Annotated in this window: 11 protein-coding genes; 4 read left to right on the top strand and 7 right to left on the bottom strand. The window is 61.4% G+C overall.

Annotation, left to right across the window (positions count from 1 at the left end; genetic code table 11):
* Window positions 1-2 precede the first annotated feature (2 nt).
* The 7 genes from WH87_RS14610 to WH87_RS14580 all read right to left on the bottom strand — a co-directional run bounded on the left by WH87_RS14610 (window position 3) and on the right by WH87_RS14580 (window position 15,319).
* Window positions 3-8,504 carry a GH36-type glycosyl hydrolase domain-containing protein gene (locus tag WH87_RS14610; protein WP_046140830.1) on the bottom strand — a complete coding sequence of 2,834 codons (8,502 nt, stop codon included), beginning with the start codon at window positions 8,502-8,504 and terminating at the stop codon, window positions 3-5.
* Between the two features lie 387 nt (window positions 8,505-8,891).
* Window positions 8,892-9,956: an ABC transporter ATP-binding protein gene (locus tag WH87_RS14605; RefSeq protein ID WP_046140831.1), complete on the bottom strand. Its 1,065-nt coding sequence runs from the start codon at window positions 9,954-9,956 to the stop codon at window positions 8,892-8,894.
* A 38-nt stretch (window positions 9,957-9,994) separates the two neighbouring features.
* The gene (locus tag WH87_RS14600) at window positions 9,995-10,855 is read right to left on the bottom strand and encodes a carbohydrate ABC transporter permease (protein WP_046140832.1); all 861 of its coding nucleotides are present in this window, start codon (window positions 10,853-10,855) and stop codon (window positions 9,995-9,997) included.
* Window positions 10,845-11,780, bottom strand: a complete 936-nt coding sequence (locus tag WH87_RS14595) for a carbohydrate ABC transporter permease (protein WP_082092713.1) — start codon at window positions 11,778-11,780, stop codon at window positions 10,845-10,847. Before WH87_RS14595 ends, WH87_RS14600 begins: the two co-directional genes overlap by 11 nt.
* Window positions 11,781-11,865: 85 nt before the next feature.
* Complete coding sequence (locus tag WH87_RS14590) at window positions 11,866-13,083, bottom strand: ABC transporter substrate-binding protein (protein WP_046140833.1); 1,218 nt, start codon at window positions 13,081-13,083, stop codon at window positions 11,866-11,868.
* Window positions 13,084-13,200: 117 nt separating this feature from the next.
* Entirely contained in the window at window positions 13,201-13,986 is a 786-nt protein-coding gene (locus tag WH87_RS14585) for a DUF4037 domain-containing protein (RefSeq protein WP_046140834.1), read from the bottom strand.
* Window positions 13,987-13,996: 10 nt separating this feature from the next.
* Complete coding sequence (locus WH87_RS14580; protein WP_046140835.1) at window positions 13,997-15,319, bottom strand: alpha-L-fucosidase; 1,323 nt, start codon at window positions 15,317-15,319, stop codon at window positions 13,997-13,999.
* A 219-nt stretch (window positions 15,320-15,538) separates the two neighbouring features.
* On the opposite strand from WH87_RS14580, the gene WH87_RS14575 reads away from it, so the two are divergent.
* The 4 genes from WH87_RS14575 to WH87_RS14560 all read left to right on the top strand — a co-directional run bounded on the left by WH87_RS14575 (window position 15,539) and on the right by WH87_RS14560 (window position 19,411).
* Window positions 15,539-16,546 (top strand): LacI family DNA-binding transcriptional regulator, encoded by a 1,008-nt coding sequence (locus WH87_RS14575; protein WP_046140836.1) that lies wholly within the window; start codon window positions 15,539-15,541, stop codon window positions 16,544-16,546.
* 98 nt (window positions 16,547-16,644) lie between these two features.
* Window positions 16,645-17,505, top strand: a complete 861-nt coding sequence (locus WH87_RS14570) for a helix-turn-helix domain-containing protein (protein WP_052726673.1) — start codon at window positions 16,645-16,647, stop codon at window positions 17,503-17,505.
* A 36-nt stretch (window positions 17,506-17,541) separates the two neighbouring features.
* Window positions 17,542-18,453, top strand: a complete 912-nt coding sequence (locus WH87_RS14565) for an ABC transporter substrate-binding protein (protein WP_046140837.1) — start codon at window positions 17,542-17,544, stop codon at window positions 18,451-18,453.
* 148 nt (window positions 18,454-18,601) lie between these two features.
* Window positions 18,602-19,411: a thermonuclease family protein gene (locus tag WH87_RS14560; RefSeq protein WP_156458247.1), complete on the top strand. Its 810-nt coding sequence runs from the start codon at window positions 18,602-18,604 to the stop codon at window positions 19,409-19,411.
* Window positions 19,412-19,452 lie beyond the last annotated feature (41 nt).

The raw sequence follows: 19,452 nt of genomic DNA, 5'->3' as shown, positions 1-19,452 counted from the left end.
AATTATTTCCCGTAGTGGATTTCCACCCGATGGGAGCCGCCGTCGAGGGGGAACCGCAGCGGACTTGGCATTGGGTGACGCTCAGTGCCGTCGACAATGACACGCTCAATTTGCGTGCCCGCATCTGCGGCAGTGTTGATCACGCGGAAATCGTACTGCGTGCCGCTCAAGTTGACTGTGGCTTCAAACCCAGGCCAGGTCGAGGGCAGGCAGGGCGCGATGATCAGGTTGTTCCCTTCGCGGGTAATTCCGAGGATGGCTTCGAGTCCAGCACGATGCATCCACCCGGCAGAGCCGGTATACCAGGTCCAGCCGCCGCGACCGACATGGGGCGCTACCGAATAGACATCGGCGGCGATCACATAGGGTTCCACCTTGTAGCGGTTGACCTGTTCGGGCGTATGCGCGTGGTTGATAGGATTGAGCAAGCCGAAGAGGTGGTGCGACTTGTCGCCCTGGCCCAGCTTGGCAAAGGCCATGATCGCCCACATGGCGGCGTGGCTATACTGTCCGCCATTCTCGCGTAGGCCCGGAGGATAGCCCTTGATATAGCCGGGATCGTGCGGTGTCTTGTCAAAGGGCGGGGTGAAGAGCAGCGCCAAGCCTTCATGCGGTCGAACCAGATGGCTTTGTAATGATGCCATGGCGGTGGCGGCTCGAGCGGGATCTGCAACGCCCGACAGTACCGCCCAGGATTGGGCAATGGAGTCGATCTGGCATTCCTCGCTCAGCCTGGAGCCAAGCCAGGTGCCATCGTCAAAGGTGGCGCGGCGGTACCATTCGCCATCCCAGGCGTGACGTTCGATCGCGGCCCGAACGCGGCCCATATGGGCACGCCAGCGTTTTGCGCGTTCTGGGGCGCGGGCTTCTGCCAAGGGCAGGAATAGCGTGATGGTGCGGATCAACAGCCAGGCCAGCCAGACGCTCTCGCCCTTGCCACCTTCGCCAACCCTGCTCATGCCATCGTTCCAGTCGCCGGTGCCCATCAGGGGCAGGCCGTGTTTGCCGGTCAGTTCAAGGCATTGGTCGAGCCCACCTGCGCAGTGCTCGAAAAGGCTTGCGCTCTCGTCCGCAAGCATCGGCTGGAAGAATGCATCGTGCTCTTCCGGGAGCAGGCGCGGGCCTTCGAGAAACGGCACGGTTTCATCCAGGATGGCGGCATCGCCCGAGGCGGCGATATAGGTGGCGGTGGCAAAAGCCAGCCAGACGCGATCATCGGAAATACGTGTACGCACGCCTTGGCCAGATTGCGGTAGCCACCAGTGCTGCACGTCTCCTTCCGGAAACTGGCGGGCCGCCGCTCGTAGCAGATGCCGCCGCGTTTCCTCGGGGATAGCAAAGGTCAGGGCCATGCCGTCCTGCAGCTGGTCGCGGAAGCCGTATGCGCCACTCGCCTGATAAAAGGCCGAGCGGGCCCAGACGCGACAGGCAAGCGTTTGATAGAGCAGCCAGCCATTGAGCATGATGTCCATGGCGCGATCAGGCGTCTTGACCTGAATAGCGCCCAGCAAGCCGCTCCAATGGTTGGTTACGTCAGCCAGAACCTGATCGAGATCGGCGCTGCGATAGCGGGTGATCAAATCCCGAACAGCTTCAGGCGATCCACTCTGGCCGATGAACGAGACGATCTCGATGGTTTCCCCGATGCCGAGCTCGACGACCCGCTGGAGTGCTGCGCAGGGATCCAGTCCCGTGCCGCTACTGGCTGACAAGCGGGTGCGGCCGAGCAAGGCTGCAGGCGCGGCCAGGCTGCCATGGCGTCCGATAAATTCAGTGCGATCGGCGGTCCAGCCGGTGTGGTGCCCACCAAGGTCGGAAAAGGCGATCCGGTCTGAAAAGGCCGGACTCCAGGGGTTGTGAGCGAAAACTGCGCCGCTTGTAGTGTCCATTTCCGTGGCAATGAACGGCGCTGAGGCGCCACGCGCCGTGCCTAGCACCCATTCCGCGTAGCTCGTCACCGACAGGCGCCGCGGTTTGCCCGACAGATTGGTCAGGGTGAGCCGCGAGATCTTGATCGGATCGCCGAGCGGCACATATTGCAGCAGAGTGCTGGCGATGCCGTTGGCGCTGTGCTCGAACCGGCTATAGCCGAACCCATGGCGGGCGATATAGGTGCCGCCATCGCGGATCGGCTGGGCCGTGGGGCTCCAGAGATCGGCCGTGTCTTCGTCCCGAATATAGAACGCTTCGCCCGTCGGATCGGTCACGGGGTCATTCGACCATTGCGTCAGCTGGTTCTCGCGGCTGTTGGCGGCCCAGCTATAGCCGCTGCCTTCAGCGGACACCTGAAAGCCGAAATCGGGATTGGCAATGACGTTGATCCAAGGGGCGGGTGTGCTCTGCCCGGCGTTGAGGACGGTAACATATTCAGTGCCATCAGCATCAAAACCGCCCAGGCCGTTGAAGAATTCCAGGGCGGGTGTCGTCAGGATAACCGGGTCATTGATCCGATGGGCACGCGCCAGCAAAGGCGGGGCCGCTACAATCGGCATCAGGTCGAGCTGGTGGCTGATCGAGCCGTTGTGGGCGTTGAGCACGACACGCGCTACCGACCGGAGCAGGGCACGCGCCTCGACGCTCATTAAATCGGCACGCAGCGTATAGACCGCACCCTTGCCGAGCGGCTCACCGAAATTCGGCCGCAGCTGGCTGCTGCGCACGGCAGTCTCGATGGCGATCTGCAGATCCTGAACATAGGAAGAGCCGCGCTCGTTGATGATGACGAGGTCGACGCCCAGCCGTTTCATCCGCCAATATTCTTGGGCGCGGAGCAATTGGCGCACCTGCGCAATGTCCTCGACATCTTCGATGCGAAGCAGAACGATCGGCAGGTCGCCCGAGATGGACATGGGCCACAGGCCAGACTGCGGGCCCGCGCCCTTGCCGATGATCTCGGAGGAGGGGCGGAAGCGCTTGTCGGCGTAAAGGATCGGCGCGGCGAGCCGCTGGAAATCCGCTGCCTCCTGCGCGTCAACGTCGAGGTGGCGCAATTCCACCTGCGCCTGGGTCCAGGCCAGGGTCTTGGCGCGTTCGAAGGCGCTGCGGTCGTGGTGCTTGTCGAGCAGGTCCAGCAATTCGGCGCGCGATGCTGCGACTATGGTCCAGAATGCGACGCGCGAGACCTTGCCGGGTGACACCTTGAGGCGACGACGCAGCGAGAAAATCGGATCGAGCACCGTGCCGACGGTGTTGGACAATGGCCGGCCCAGCCGCAACACCGCTGCATCGCCCAGCGCCCGCGCATTGCCGATAAACTTCGCCCGATCGGTTTCATATTGCGGGTCAGCGGCGAGTTCGCCTTCCACAACCGCGAAATGGGCCGCCCAGACTTGCGGGTCGGACGCAGAGCGCGGACGGCGCGTGGCGATGATCGCATCGAATTCGGGCAGGTGCTCGGTCTGGACAAACATCTTGGCAAAGGCGGGGTGGGCATTGTCGGTCGCCGGCGTGGTAAGCACGACTTCGGCGTATGACGTCAGCTCGATCTCGCGGGGGCGGCGGCCGGTATTGGTCAGGGTAACCCGGCGCACTTCACCATCATCTTCGCCCGAAACCAGCACATCGGTCGTGGTGGTCAGCGAGCCATAGCGGCGGGTGAACTCGACGTGATCTTCGCCAAAAATGACCTCGTCATGGTCGGCGTCGTTCTTGATGGGCTGAGTGCCCGCCGACCATACGTTTCCGTTCTGGGTGTCCCGGACAATGATGTATGAGCCCCAGTCATCACGGGTGGCGTCTTCCCGCCATCGGGTGATGGCGATATCGCGCCAGCGGCTATAGCCCGAGCCGGCAGCGGTCAGCATGACGGCATAGCGCCCATTGGAGAGCAGATGGGTAATGGGCTGGCCGCCCGAAGGCGCGTGGATGCGGCGCACGGCGGGGGCTTCCCCGATGGCTTCTGCTGGTGAGGCTTTGACTTCTTCGGCGCGGGGATGGGTGGTGACGATATCGCGCGGTACCCGCTCCTGCAGCAGTAACTCGCTGGCCCGGATCATAGGTTCGCGGTGGAACCGCTCCCGCATCTGGCCATCCCGCAGGGTGTTGGCAATGGCGACGATGGTCATGCCCTGGTGATGAGCCATGAAGTTGCGGACGACGGCGACGTCCTTGTCCTCGGGCACCCGTGATCGCGTGAAGTCGAGGGCTTCGAAAAAACCGTAGCGGCCGCTGCCCCCCAGCGTGGCAAGACGCCCATAATTACGCAGCGCGCCGGGCGGATCGACCATGGTGGCCAGGCCTGTCGCGTAGGGGGCAATGACCACGTTGTCCGAGAGGCCCCGCTTGAGGCCCAGGCCGGGGACGCCGAAATTGGAATACTGGTAGGTGAGCTCCATGTCGCGGGCGTTGTAGGCGGATTCTGAGATGCCCCATGGCACGCCGAGCGAGCGGCCATAGTCCTGCTGGCGCTCCACCACGAGCCGGCTGGTTTCTTCGAGCAGACTGCCGATCGGCTCCCGCATGACCAGCGATGGCATCAGATATTCGAACATCGAGCCAGACCACGAGATCAGCGCCGAGCCATTGCCCAGTGGCGTGGCGGCGCGGCCCAGGCGGAACCAGTGCTGGGTGGGAACGTCACCCTTGGCGACGGCAAACAGGCTTGCCAGACGCGCTTCTGACGCCAGCAGGTCGTAGCAACTAGGGTCCAGGCGATTGTCGACGAGCGAATAGCCTATCGACAGCAGCTTACGCTCGGGATCGAGCAACCAGGCAAAATCCATGTCCAACGCCATCTGGCGCGCCGTGTCGGCCAATGCCTGCAGTCGTTCGCTCAGCTCTGCCGCCGGGGCGCCTGCCTGCGACAGGTCGCGCTCGTGCTCGAACGCGGTTCGCCGCAGGGCCTCACACCAGAAAATCAGATCGAGCGAACTATCCTGCCCCACCAGGGGCACAAGGTCGTGCGCCGCCTTGGCCACTTTTTCGGCCATGCGCCTGAGGGAAGGCGTTGCGGCCTGGATGGTGCGCGTGGCCGTGAGTTCGGCTTCCATTTCGTCAAATGCCGTTGTTAGGGGAGATGCGGCAGGCCCCTCTGCCGAAGGCAGGCCCATCAATGCGATCCGCGCCAGATGCAATGTATCGGCCAGCGCGGGACGATGATCAAATGCCAATGGAGCCGCGCTCCATTCTTCACAGGCATTGGCGAGGGCGATCAGGTGTCCAGCCAGATTGCCGCTATCGACGGATGACACATAGATCGGATCCAACGCTCGCAGATCCTGCGTGTCATACCAGTTAACGAGGTGCCCCCGGAATTTGGTCAGACGGCGGATCGAGGCAAATGTCGCCTCAAGGCGCTCGATCGTTTCGCTGGTGCCGGCCCAGCCAAAGTCACGCGCCGCAACCGCCGACAGCATATAGAGCCCGATATTGGTGGGCGAGGTGCGATGCGCCACAACGGGGCGGGGATTTTCCTGAAAATTGTCCGGCGGCAACATGTGATCGTTGGCGGTCACAAAGGTCTCGAAGAACCGCCAGGTCCGACGTGCGATCAGCCGCAACGCATCCGCATCCGTATCCGACAGGGCAAGGCGTTCCGGCAGGGCTTGTGGCTGGCTGGCCAGGAGCGCGACGACAGGGGCCAAAATCCACAGTACTGCAAATGGCAAGATCAGCGTCCAGGCAGCAGGCGCCATGGCTAGCGCGCCAGCGCAGATCGCGAGGCCAAGGAGGGTGCCGGCAGCCATGCTGCGATAAAAGCCGAACAGGCCGAGCCGTGGGCTGCCCATGGATTGGGCAGCGGTGGTCCATTCCAACAGATTTCGGTGGGTGACAAACAGCCGTACCAGCGTGCGGACAATGGCATCGCCCATGCGCCATGCCTGGTCGGGCAAAAACGTAGTGGTAAGGAACGTCTGGACGGCGGCAATGCGCAGGTCGGCGGCGACCGATTTGAAATGGTTGGTGAGGAGAACGCCCGTGCGCCGGTGAAACACGGACAGCAAGGAGGGCAGAAAGGCCGGCAGCGCGATAACGCCGATGACGATGAACACGCCCAAAAGGTTTGGCCGCTCCGGGAGCAGCCAGCTGAGCCCCATCGCCAGCAGCGCAAGCGGCGCCAACAGGGACCGGCGCAGGTTGTCGAGCATCTTGCCGCGCCCGACGGCTGAAACGGTCAGCACGCCATCCTGTCGTTTGAACAGCCAGGGCAGTAATTGCCAGTCGCCGCGCGTCCAGCGATGCTGCCGCTTGACGGCCACGTCGTAGCGCGATGGCGCTCCCTCAACCAGCTCGACATCGGAGGCGAGGCCCGATCGCGCGAAAATGCCCTCGAACAGGTCATGGCTCAGCAGGGTATTTTCCGGCACACGTCCCGCCAGTGCCTTTTCAAACGCATCGACATCATAGATGCCCTTGCCGGTGAACGAGCCCTCGCCAAAAAGGTCCTGGTAGACATCGGAAACGGCCGCCGCGTAGGGGTCCATGCCGCCCGGCCCCGAATAGGCGCGTTGATAGAGCGAGCCATCATTGCCTTGCGGCAGCGATGGCGTAACGCGCGGCTGCAGGATGCCATGGCCCTTGATCACCTGCTTGTCGGCAGCATCGAAACGCGGATGGTTGAGCGGATGCGCCATCTTACCGATCAGCCGCAGCGCCGCCTCACGGGGCAGCCGAGTGTCGGCATCGAGTGTGATGACATAGCGCACATCCACCGGCACATGTGGCGCTGCCCCGGTGATGGGTACGAAGCTGGTGTCGGTTGCTCCGCGCAGCAGCCGGTTGAGCTCATGTAGCTTGCCGCGCTTACGCTCCCAGCCCATCCACTTGTTTTCACTGCCGTTGAACAGGCGCTTTCTGTGTAGCACCAAAAAGCGGTCGCCAGCTGGACCCGGGCCGTAGCGTTCGTTCAATCTGGCAATGGCCGCTGCTGCCGTGGCCAACAGCTCGGCGTCGCCTTCGAGCGTCTCCTCGTCCGCGTCGACGCCGTCCAGTAGCAGTGCAAACACCAGATCACCGCTGGCCCCGGCAAGGTGATGCACTTCCAGCTGTTCGATCTGTTCGATCAGGTCCGCTTCAGTCGTCAGCAAGGTCGGAACGGCGATCAGCGTTCGCAGCGAGGGGGGCACGCCACTGGTCAATTCCAGCGCCGGTAATGTTGTCGCGCCAAAACTCCAGGCCACCCCGCGATTGATCAGGGCAGTTGCCACCTCGGTCATCGGCAGCAAGGCGATGATCGCAAAGGCCAGTAGCCAGCCGGCCGTGCCGCCGGTTGCGGTCAGAGCCCAGACCGCCAGTGCCAACAACAGGACCGTGAGGGCCAGAATAAACCCGATATAGCCACCTATGCCGAGCCGACTATTAAATCGGCTAAAGCGGAGGCGAGGGGGAGCGCGAAAATCCAGCACGCGCTCCAGCTCTGCCCGGCCCTCGGCGATCAGGTAATAGCCCGGATCAGCCATGCGCTCGGCATCACGTTCATCGCCGATCTGCTCAGCTGCTTCCAGCGCCTTGTCGGCCACTTCAAGCTCGGTGAAGTCGGAGCCTCGCGCCAACTGTTCAATGGCGCTGCGGTAGAGATTGCGGGTCGCGAAGTCCATTTCGCCGAAGGCACTATGGGCGCGCAAACGGGCATCGACGAGGCTCACCTGCTCGAACAGATCGGCCCAATCGATATCGGAAATCACCCGCATGCTGGTGATGACATTGCGCACGCTGACATTGGAGGCGCCCTGCCGCTGCTGGGCGTGTTGCACTACGGTTTCCACCGACGTTCCCTGTGCGGCCAGTCGCTCCTCCAGCCAGCCCAGGGCAGGGGTGGTTCGTGGATCGCGGTCGCGCAGGCGTTTGGCCAGCTGGGCCGCAAAAACTTCCGACAGTGGCCCTGCGGCGCGCAGGGCAATGTCATTGTCCAGAGCCGAGCGGGCATTGCCAGAGACCAGCAGCTGGTTGGCCAGTTCATCGGCGTCTGCGCGTTTGACGCGCCCGCTGCTGATCTGGTCGGCCAGGCGGCGCAGGTTCTCGATCAACACGATACGCAGGGTGATGGCCACGGCCCACAACTCGCCAATGGTCAGCGGCTGAACCCGCTGGTAGGCGGCGATAAAGCGGACCAATGTCTCGGGATCGAAATGACTATCGGTATGCGCAACATAGGCCCAGGCTAGACCGAGGACGCGCGGATATCCGGCAAAGGGGCCCTCGGCCAGTTTGGGCAATTGGCGATAATAGCCAGGCGGCAGATCGTCCCGGATTTCGCGGATCTGCTCTTCGATCAGGTGGTAATTGTCGAGCACCCATTCGGCCGCCGGCACCACATATTGCCCGCCTTCAAGTTCGGCGGCGCTGGCACGATAGGCGGCCAGCAGCACTGATGCATTATCATTCAGCCGGGTGTGCAGCGACATTACGCGGATTGGCACTGCCGTGACCTGCTGCGCTGCAGCCAGGCTCTCGGCGTGCTGTTCAAGTCTTTCGACGCCGAACAATTCCTCTCGCACCGGCGCCCGGTCGCTCCAGACCATAGATGACCGGCGATGCCCCCAGGTGTGGCGCAGGATCGAGATCATGAATGTCTTCCTGGCGGATCGTCTCGCTGAAAACTGCGAGCGGGTACGCCGGTTGGGGAATGCTCCCTGGGACAATGGCGTAGAATATGGGCGGCGCTCTCACCGTTGCGAAATGTGCAAAGGAGAACTCAGAGCAGTGCGGCACGAGCGGAATGCGGAGGCAATATTGCCTGCGGCGACATGGTCGCAGGGGCGTCGGCGGTCAGCTCCGAGCATCCTACATACTCTTGGCCTCGATTGTGGAAATATTGCACCGGAGCCCACAAATGATGGTGATCAGTGGGCCTTTAGGTGTTCCAGAAGGATCGCTTCGCGACGCGTATGGCCTCTGCCACAGTGGAGGCAAAGGCCCAAAGCACTCCCGAAGTTTTATCCTTGCTGCTGGCGTCAGAGGCGCTGGCCGGAAGCCTTGTCGAAGAGATGAGCACGGCTGGTGTCGGGGCGAACATGGAACGTGTCGCCCAGTGCAATGTCAGGCCGGTCGCGGAACACACCGGTCAACACCTGCTGGCCAACGCGCATTTGCACATGGGTATCTGCACCCGTTGGCTCGATGATAACCGGTTCCGCCACAAGTCCTGCCGGGTCGAGGTGGATGTGCTCGGGCCGAATGCCGAGTTGAACCGCCGCGCCGGCCGTCACGCGCGCGTTGGCAGGCAGCGGCCAGGTGGTGCCGTCTGGGGTTTCCAGCACCGATGCGCCGTCTCGATTTTGTACGATCCCGTCGATCAGGTTCATCGAGGGTGAGCCAATGAACGAGGCGACAAAACTATTGGCAGGCGTGTCGTAGATTTCGAGCGGCGTGCCCATCTGTTCGATCACCCCGGCGCGCATCACCACGATCCGGTCGCCCATGGTCATGGCTTCCATCTGGTCGTGCGTCACATAGATCATCGTCGCGCCGAGCCGCTGGTGCAGCGCCTTGATCTCGCCGCGCATCTGCACGCGCAGCTTGGCATCGAGATTGCTGAGCGGTTCGTCGAAGAGGAACACCGCCGGATTTCGCACAATGGCGCGGCCCATGGCGACGCGCTGGCGCTGCCCACCGGAAAGCTGGCGCGGATAGCGGTCGAGCAGCGCCGACAGATCAAGAATCTCGGCGGCGCGATTGACCATCTGGTCGATCTCTTCCTTGCTGCGCCGCGCCAGTTTGAGGGAGAACGCCATATTGGCCCGCACTGTCATGTGCGGGTAGAGCGCATAGCTCTGGAACACCATGGCGATGTCGCGTTCCTTGGGTTCGAGATCGTTGACAACGCGGTCGCCGATCTCAATCTCGCCGTCGCTGATGCTTTCGAGCCCCGCGATCATGCGCAGCAGTGTGGACTTGCCGCAGCCGGACGGGCCGACAAGCACGACAAATTCGCCATCGGCAACCGAGGCCGAAACGCCGTGCAGCACTTCGAGACTGCCGTAGTTCTTGACGACATCGGTGATTGTTACATTGGCCATTTCGAATTCCCCTGCGAGTTCTTTTGTCGGGTGGTCGCCTAGCGTCCGCCCATGCCGGCGTTCAGCGAAATGCTGTTGTAGATGAGCTTTTGCAGCACGATGGCCAGGATAATGCCCGGGATCATCGAGAGGGCTGCGCCCGCCATGATGAAGTTCCATTCGGTGCGCTGCTGGGTCTGGAACAGTGTCAGGCCCACGGGCAGCGTCGCATTGTCCTGCCCGGTCATGACGATCAGCGGCCAGAGGAAATTGTTCCACTGGGCAATGAAGGTGAACAGCGACAACAGGCCAATCGCCGGCATGGACAGCGGGATGATGATGCTGACCAGAATGCGCAGGCGCGACGCCCCATCGATGCGCGCCGCCTCTTCCAGCTCCAGTGGGATGGAGAGGAAAAACTGGCGCAGCAGGAACGAGCCGAAGGTGCCAAACGCCACCGGCAGGATGACACCCTGGAAGGTGTTGACCATGCCCATCGCGTTGACGATCAGATAGAGCGGGATGATCAGCATGATGCCCGGCACCATCAGTGTTGCGAGATAGGCCATCAGCAATTGATCGCGGCCGGGAAATTTCAGCCGCGCAAAGGCGTAACCCGACAGGCTCGACACGAACACGGTGATCACCGTGACGCTGACCGAGACGATCACGCTGTTGAGGAAGAAGCGCCCAAAGGGCAGCTGCGTCCAGGCTTGAGCGAAATTGCCCCATTCATAGACATTGGGCAGGATGCGCACCGGAATGGCCAGCACTTCGGCATTGCTGCGCACCGCATTGGTCAACATCCAGAAGAATGGAAACAGGAACAGCAGCGCGACCAGCGTCAGCGCGCCGTGGTTGAGAATGTCGAGCGCCAGCGTGCGCCGTTCATTGGCTTTTGCCTTGGCCTTAGTTGTCATAGTGCACCCACTTGCGCTGGAGCCAGAACTGGAAGGCGGTGAGCACCATGATCATGGCGAACATGACCCAGGCGATCGCCGAGGCGTAGCCCATCTGGAAATTCTGAAAGCCCTTCTGGAAGATCGAATAGCCCAGCGTTGCCGTCGCGGTGCCGGGGCCGCCGCGCGTCATCACGTAGATCTGGTCGAAGACCTGCAGCGACGTGATCGCGGTCATCACCGTGCCAAAGAACAGCGTCGGCGAAATCAGCGGCAGGCGGATTTTCCAGAACCGGTCCCAGGCCGAAGCGCCATCGATGCGGGCGGCTTCAAGATAGTTGGCGGGCACCATGTCCAGCGCGGCGTTGAACAGCACCGTATTGTAGCCGACGCCCGCCCACAGCGAGACGACGATGACGGCCTGCATGGCCAGGTTCTGATCGGTCAGAACACTGGGGATATGGATGGCGAGCGAGCGCATGATGAAGTCGAAGAACCCATCGGGCGCAAAGATCAGCATCCAGACGATGGCGACAGCGATGCCCGGCGTGAAGGTTGGGAGGAAAAAGATCACCCGGAACCATCGCTGTCCCCTCTTGAGGCTGGATATCCACACAGCCAGCCCCAATGAAATAACGATGTTCAACACCAGATATTCGAAGGTGAAGAACAGCGTATTGCGCACAACCGGCCAGAATTGGGGGTCGGCGGTGAAGAGCCTGATATAGTTGGCAAAGCCGACGAACTGGGGTTGGCCCAAGAGCTTCCAGTTGGTGAAGCTCAGCACCACCGATGCGATGATCGGCACGACCAGAAACAGCGTGACGCCAATCAGGCTGGGCAAGAGGAAGAAGAACGCCGTTCGTCCCTCGCCCGCCCCAAGGCGGCTTTTCCGCCTCTTGGTCACCGTATTTTTGGTGCCTACAGTTCGCTCTACGACTGCCATCAGACATTCCCTTCTGGCGACACTCAGCTTGTCTGAATGTCAGGTGGACGCCTGGCCGGATGGACCGGCCAGGCACAGCAGGGGGTTAGGGGAGCTGGCTCTGGATATCAGAGAGCACCTCGGCGGTGGTTTTGTCGCCATTGAGGGCCAGCGGCATGTACTGGGTGATGAGGTTTTCGAACTCATTCCAGTTTTCGTTGAGGCGGAACGGGGTCGAGTGCGCGAACGAGTATTCCAGCGTTTCGCGGGTGCCCTTCACGTCCTTGGCCGCCACATCATACCAGAAGTGCTGTTCAGCGAGACGACCGGGCAGAGCGCGACCGGCAGAGGCGAGGATTTCAGCGGCCTTTGGACCGGTCAAAACCTTGAGCGCCTTATAGGCCTCTTCCTTGTGCTTGCCGGCAGCGGCAACGCCAAAGCCCGAGCCTGCGGTGATGAAGCGGGATTCCCCGTCGCCGCGTGGCAGTGGGGCAATGCCCATCTCGAAGTCAGCGCCCTGCGCTGCCGAGATCATCGACCATGGACCATCGATATACATGGCCGCATTACCCGAAGCGAAGCGACCGCTGGCCTGAACCGCACCTGCGCCCGAGGCAAAAACCGGCGAGGTCTTGTCGACAGCAGTGAGGTCAACATATTTGCCCACGGCATCGGCGTAACCGGCATTGGTCACGTCGAACTGGTTGCCGTCATTAAAGTATTCGGCCCCCAGCGCCACAGGGCCCGAAATGTAGTCGAAGGCCTGCGTGGCATAGCCATAATTGCCATCAACCGTCAGCTTTTCGGCGGCGGCCTTGAAGTCGGCAAAGGTCCAGTCCAGCGCTGGCTCGGCAAGGCCAGCAGCCTTGAACTTGTCGCGGTTGTAGAACACCAGCCACGGGCCAACGTCATAGGGCAGACCATAGACAGTGCCGTCGTGGGAGAGTCCGCTGATAATGGAGGACTCGAACACCTTGGTGTCAAAGGAGTCCGAGGCGAAGTAGCTGTCGAGCGGTTCGAGAATGGAATAAAAGCTCGGCATGCGCATGGATTGCATGGCGACGATGTCGGCAATTTCGCCCGAGGAGGCGAGCACGGGCAGGCGTGTCCAATAATCGGTCCAGCCCGAGATCTGCGGCGTCACCTTGATATTGGGATATTCCACGGTGACCAGATCGGCCAGGCTTTGCCAAAGCGCCTGATCCTGCTGGTCGCCCCACATCTGCCATTTCAGTTCCACGGGGGCGTCCTGCGCCTGCACCTGAATGGCAAAGGCAGAGGTTCCCACCAAAGCGGCGGTCGCCAGAATAAGAGACAGTTTCACGATAGTTCCTCCTCAGTGACTATGATGGTGTCGATGTCTGCGTAGGCACGAGATACTCGTCTGCTCCCTGCGTTCCCGGCTTCATGCTCCTCAACATGGCGCCGTGGTCGGCACGGATTATTCGGCTGTCAGGACCTCCAGATCGGCGATCACGGCGATCAGCGCATGGCGCTGTCGCTGCCAGCTTTCACCGTCATGACCGGGTTCAAGAATGGCGGTCATGCGGGCGATGAAGTCGGGTGGCAGGCGTGCCAGATCCTTGGCAATCGCCAGGTTCCAGCCGTCGCCGGGGTAGTAGGTTCGGTTGACGGCGAACACGACCTGAAGGATTGCGTTCGCCAGTTTGCCGGTGAGCCCGACCAGAAACACCAGGTCGCGCCGCGTCACTTTGCTGGCGTAGTGATAGTCGTTCGCCCAGTAGCGCAGCACTTCGAGATGCTGATCGATCAGCGAGCTGCGCAAGGCGTCGGGATAGATCGCCAGCTGCTCTTTCCAGCGTGCCAAAATGCCGTTTGGGTCGACGATGATCTGCTGGTGGGCGAGGTCGGTAGGCAGGTGATAGCCCCAGATCGTCCACTCATAGGTCTTGGTCTGCCCCTTGCCGGCAATCCAAGCATCGAGGTCGGCCTGCACGCCCGCATAGCTTCGCGCCCAAACACCGTCGAGGCGCAGGCCCTTGGCTTCCCAGCTTTGCAGTGTGGCGTCGAACTGACGCCAGGCACTGGTCTGCTGCAAAACCGGACCCTTGTAGCGGTCGCTATAGACGCGGAAATCGAAGTCCGATTGCGCGTCCGAGCGTTGCTTGGCGCGCGAACCGCCGAGCGACACCGCACCGTTCCCGTCCTCGGCCAGATTGGCGATGACGGGGGTCATGCTGGCAAACAGGTCTTCCTCTATGCTCATCGCTCACCGATCAGTCTTTGAGGAACAACTCGATGACCGGCACGACGACGTTTGGCTTGATCACCGGCAGCTCAAGCGTGAGGATGCCGTCGCCCACGGCGACGCCGATATTGGAGTCGACGTCAGCCTCCGGATCGAGCCAGTGGATCTCGCTGGCGTCATGCAGGAACTGGGCGTATTTCACCTTGCCGCCCAGCCCTTCGATATGGATGTGACGGAATGGCCAGGTCTGCACATGCAGGTAAAGCCGATTGCCCCGCTGCGTGAACTTGGTGCCGTTGGGAGCGACAAAGCTCGATGCACCCGCCCCATAGATGGCGCGCTGATTGACGGCCATCCAGTCGCGATAAACGCCCAAAGCGTCATCGGCGCGCGAGTCAAACGTTCCTCGTCCAGTTGGCCCGACATTCATCAACAGGTTGCCGCCGAGCGAGACCGTGTCGATCAACAGGTTGATCAGCTGGCCGGGATCTTTCCAGGTGGTTTCGTCGCGGTGGTAGCCCCATGAGCCGCTGAAGGTGTGGCAGACTTCCCAGCGCACTGGCTTGCCTTCCGAGGTCGGCGCGATACGCGGCGTGTACTGCTCTGGCGTTGCCAGGTCCTTGGGGTGGTTGCCATCGGTGGGCAGATCCAGACGGTCGCCAACGATGATATTGGGCTGCAGTTTGCGGACCAGACCGATCAGCTCTTCGCTTTCCCAGTCGTTGCGGCCCTTGCCCGGCATGCCGCGATATTCGCGGTTGGGGTAGCTGAAGTCGAACCAGATGACTGCGATTTCGCCAAATCCGGTCAGCAGTTCTGTGACCTGGTCGCGCATATATTGGGCATATTTGCGCACGTCGCGGGATTTGTTGATCTCGATCGCATCGGGATGGTTGCGCTGCGGATGGATCGCATCGATGGGGAACTGGTCGTGATGCCAGTCGATCACCGAATAGTAGAAACCGACCTTGAGCCCCTCGGCGCGGAACGCCTCGACATAGGGCTTAAGCAGGTCTTTGCCATAGGGCGTGTTGGTCGCCTTGAAGTCGGTGACCTTGCTGTCCCAAAGGCAGAACCCTTCATGGTGCTTGGCGGTCAGCACCACATATTTCATCCCGGCCTCACGAGCGCGACGCGCCCATTCGCGCGGGTCATAAAGGTCCGGATTGAAGTTTTCGAAATACTTGGCGTAGTCCTCGCCGGAAATCTCCTCGCGGTGCTGCACCCATTCATGGCGCGCCGCCTGCGCATAAAGACCGAAGTGAATGAACATGCCGAAACGGTCTTCGGTGAACCAAGCCTTGCCACTCGAACCGTCAATGCGGCCAGCGTTTCCCACTGCGCTACTCATTCTTTCCTCCATCTGCCGGTTTCGCATCCTCATAATCGAACCGGTTCGATATGAGACTGATTTAGGATTGGATTTGAGTCAAGCCAGATTTTAGAGCTGTGATGATTTCGAGAATTGGCTTGCAGAATGGGGCGCGAATGCTCATTATTTGGGACTTTCCAACAGGCTAGTGCAGTTAGACGCCGACGCCAGAAGACATAGAAGCGGTTCGATACAGTAATGGCCACGATCCGAGATGTTGCCAAACTCGCCGAGGTCTCGGTGTCGACTGTGTCGCTGGCCCTGAGCAATCCCGGTCGCGTCAGCCAGAAGACGCTGGAGCGCATCCGCGAGGCGGTGCAGACCGTTGGCTATGTGGTTGATCCGCTGGCGCAAAGTCTGGCGCGCGGGCGCAGCCGCATGATCGGCTTTGTCGTCGGCAATGTGGGTAACCCGTTCTTTGGCGATATTCGTCGCGAGCTCGAAAACTACGCCATCGACCACGATCATTTCGTCTTGATCACAGACTCCTCGGGCAAACCCGATCGCGAACGCGCGCTCGTCGAGCACCTGTCCGGCCTCAAGGTCGCTGGCCTCGCGCTCGCTCCCTCAGGCCACGATCAGGCCTATGTGGATTTCGTACAAAGCATCAAAATGCCAACGGTCTGTTTCGATCAGAAAGTCGCCGGCATCGACCGTGATTTCGTCGGCTCCGACAACCGGCTGGCCGGAGCCATGCTCACCGAGCACCTGCTGCAACTGGGTCACCGCCGCATTGCCTTCATCACCGGCCCCGCTCACATGCACACCGCTTCGGAACGCCTGCGTGGTTTCATGGAAACGATGAGCAGCGCCGGTGTCGAGGTGAACCCCAGTTTCATCGTCGATGGCCAATTCACCCGCAGCGCGGGCTATGAAGCTGCGATGCGCCTCTTGGTTCAGCCCGAGCGCCCCACGGCCATTATCGGCGCCAACAACGCCGTGGCCCTCGCCGCGCTGCAGGCCATGCAGGAATTGGGCTTTAACTGCCCCGATGACATCTCGCTGGCCATGATCGATGACGTGCAGTGGAGCAGCGTGATTACGCCGCGCATCACTATGGTCATTCAGGACACGCTCAAACTCGGCGGCATCATTGCCAGGCGCATTCTGCACCGCGTCATGAGCCCTGAAGGTGCCGCTGATCCCGCCGAAGACTTTGTGCTGTCGCCAAAATTCGTGCCGGGCAATTCCTGCAAGCGGATCTGAGCGGCTTTGCCGGGGCGGTAGAAAGCCTTTGCCTCGCAGAAGCGCATCAAATATGAATGTCGCTATCTTGTTTTCATGCTGGTAGCGGTTGAATTCCCGTGACGCTCGCCCTTGCCGATCCGTTTGCGCCCGCGCTGTCCGCGCCTGATGCCATTCCGCTGCTCGGCCCCTATCTGCTGCGGAATGCGCGGCTCCGTACCCTGCTGTGCGGCGGTGCGGGCACGACCCATTGGCCGTTGCACCGCCATGAGGAACATGAGCTGTTCTGGGGTGTGCGCGGCATTGGCAGTGTGATCGCCGATGGACAATTGCATGTGTTGCTGCCCGGTTCGGCGCTGCTGGTTCCGGCCATGGTGCCCCATGAGCTGCATATCCAGCCCGACACCTCGCTCAAGTGTACGCTGATCTCTGCCAACGCCGATCTGCGCTGTCAGGCGGTGCGTCCGCTCGCCATGCCTTCGGTTATCGCCGAGATCGTCAGCTATCTCGATACCGCTGATGTCCCCTCAAGCCTGCGGACCCGGATGGAAAGCATTGCCATCGAGCTGTTGGCCAACAATGCCGATATCGCCGTCTCGCTGCCCATGCCGCGCGATGAGCGTCTGCTGCGAGTGACCCGTGCGGTCTGTGCCGCGCCCGGTGAGGATCGTCCGGTGGCTGACTGGAGTGCAGTGGCCTCGATGAGCCTGCGCAGTTTCACCCGGCGGTTTCGGCTGGAGACCGGCATGAGTTTTGGCGCCTGGCAGGTGCTGGCGCGTATGCGCATGGCCATGGCCCTGCTCGAAGAGGGGCGGCCTTTGGCGCAGGTGGCGGCGCGGGTTGGCTATAGCAATATCAGCGCCTTCGTCACCGCTTTCCGCCGCACGACAGGCCATACGCCGGGCAGCGCCCGTCGGTTGGGCGCAGATTGGCCCGATGACGATACAGTCTGGCCCCAACGCCAAGTGGCGGCGGAATAAAGTCCGCCCAATTTTTAGTCCCATCTGGAGGCCGCAATGATCCGGCTCAATCGTCGCACATTCACGCTTGGCGCCGGTGCAGCGCTGTTGACCCTGCCCACCGCCCGCGCCTTCGCGCAGGACAGCGGCACGCGCACCATCACCAACTGGATCGGCACCTATGATGTGCCCACCAATCCGCAGCGCGTCATTGCCATTGACGAGCGCATTGATCTGGAAACCGCATTGGCGCTGAAGCTGCCCGTGATCGGCTACAGCCACGCGCCGGTGAACCCATGGGTTGCCGCCGAGACCGATGCGCCATTCCTCAGCTCCCCGCCCAATCTCGAACAAATCCTGGGCCTCGCGCCAGATCTGATCCTGTGCAGTGACTGGGGTGATAGCGAAGGCTGGCCGCTGCAGAAGCTGCGTACCCTGGCGCCTGTGCTGCCGCTCGATGCCAAGATTGGCTGGCGCGCCAATCTGGCCAATGTGTCGGAATGGCTGGCCATGGAGGGCAAGGCCGGCGAAGCCGTGGCGGATTTTGACACCTATGTCACCGGCATCCGCGATCGCCACGCCGAAGCCGTAGCCAACTCCAAGGTCATCGCGCTGCACTTCTTCCCCGAAGATCAGACCATGATGATCCGCGGCAAGGGCAGCAACCATGCCGACGTGCTGGCCGATATCGGCGGCCATACCATCGACCCTTCGATCATCGAAGAGGGGCCGGTCAGCATGGAGCTTTTGCCCGACATGCTGGCTGATTATGACGCCATCCTCTATGCCGAGCTCTTCGCCGAAGGCACCTATGAGGAAGTCCAGAAGCACCCAATCTGGTCGCGCATCCCTGCCGTTGCGGCTGGCAAGGTCCACGTCGCGCGCGGCAGCACCAACTTTGGCGGCATTTATTCGGCCAAGTTCCTGGCTGGTGAATGGGAGAAGGTTTACGCCCTTATCGACGCCTGAGCGACTTAATCGCTGATGTAACAGTGGTTTGGCCCCGTCACGACGATTGTTGTGGCGGGGTTTTCGTCTTGGAGGGAAATTCGGCGCTGGTAATGATTTTTTGCCTTATTTGAGTGCATGGTGAAAAAAGTCTTTCCTGGAGTATGATTTGCTCAAGCGCGGCCTCGCCCATCTTGCAACGCTGGCTGCGCTCTCGTCGGTTTCGGCAGCGGCACTGGCCTGCGAGCAGTTGCGCATGGTTACGGGCGGTGTCGTCACTCAGGTTACCGATGGCGATACGGTGGTGCTGGACTCCGGTCTTGTGGTGCGCCTGATCGGCACGCAGGCGCCAAAATTACCACTGGGACGAGAGGGTTACCCAACCTGGCCATTGGCACCCGAAGCCAAGATCGCGCTCGAAACCATGGTGCTGAACAAGCCCGTGCGGCTCGGTTATGGTGGCGAGGAAGTTGATCGCTATGAGCGTGCCCTAGCCCATGTGTTCGTCGAGGGGGCCGAGGGCGAAATCTGGGCGCAACGCGAGATGGTCGCCAAAGGTTTGGCGCGGGTCTATTCCTTTCCAGACAACAGGAAATGTCTCGATCAATTGTTCGCGGCAGAGGGCCAGGCGCGCATGGCCGGGCTTGGAATCTGGCGCGATCCCTATTACAGCGTGCGTGCGGCGGACCGGCCCGAAAGCTTCATTGATCGGGCAGGCCATTATGAACTTATCGAGGGACGCGTCCTGCTGGCTGATCAGCGCAGCGGGCGGGTCTATCTCAATTTCGGGCGCTTCTGGAAAGAAGACTTTACGGCTGTGATCGAGGCGCCGGCATTGCGACTCTTTAAAGCCGATGACATTGATCCGGTGTCCCTTGAAGGGGCGCTGGTGCGTATCAGAGGATGGGTGGATGACCGGGATGGTCCACGCATTGAAATCACCCATCCCGAACAGATTGAGGTCTTGGCCACACAATGACGGGCAAGGGGCGTATTGCGAACGGACTGCGGACCGGGCTC

It is taken from the genome of Devosia epidermidihirudinis (genome assembly GCF_000971295.1).
Taxonomy (GTDB): domain Bacteria; phylum Pseudomonadota; class Alphaproteobacteria; order Rhizobiales; family Devosiaceae; genus Devosia; species Devosia epidermidihirudinis.
The sequence above is the reverse complement of the archived record's forward strand: the minus strand, read 5'-3'. Positions and strand labels throughout refer to the sequence as shown.

Coding starts and splice junctions, on each gene's coding strand:
- WH87_RS14575 (WP_046140836.1), top strand. CDS start 15,539: ATGGCCACGATCCGAGATGTTGCCAAACTCGCCGAGGTCTCGGTGTCG.
- WH87_RS14595 (WP_082092713.1), bottom strand. CDS start 11,780: ATGGCAGTCGTAGAGCGAACTGTAGGCACCAAAAATACGGTGACCAAG.
- WH87_RS14585 (WP_046140834.1), bottom strand. CDS start 13,986: ATGAGCATAGAGGAAGACCTGTTTGCCAGCATGACCCCCGTCATCGCC.
- WH87_RS14610 (WP_046140830.1), bottom strand. CDS start 8,504: ATGATCTCGATCCTGCGCCACACCTGGGGGCATCGCCGGTCATCTATG.
- WH87_RS14605 (WP_046140831.1), bottom strand. CDS start 9,956: ATGGCCAATGTAACAATCACCGATGTCGTCAAGAACTACGGCAGTCTC.
- WH87_RS14580 (WP_046140835.1), bottom strand. CDS start 15,319: ATGAGTAGCGCAGTGGGAAACGCTGGCCGCATTGACGGTTCGAGTGGC.
- WH87_RS14600 (WP_046140832.1), bottom strand. CDS start 10,855: ATGACAACTAAGGCCAAGGCAAAAGCCAATGAACGGCGCACGCTGGCG.
- WH87_RS14565 (WP_046140837.1), top strand. CDS start 17,542: ATGATCCGGCTCAATCGTCGCACATTCACGCTTGGCGCCGGTGCAGCG.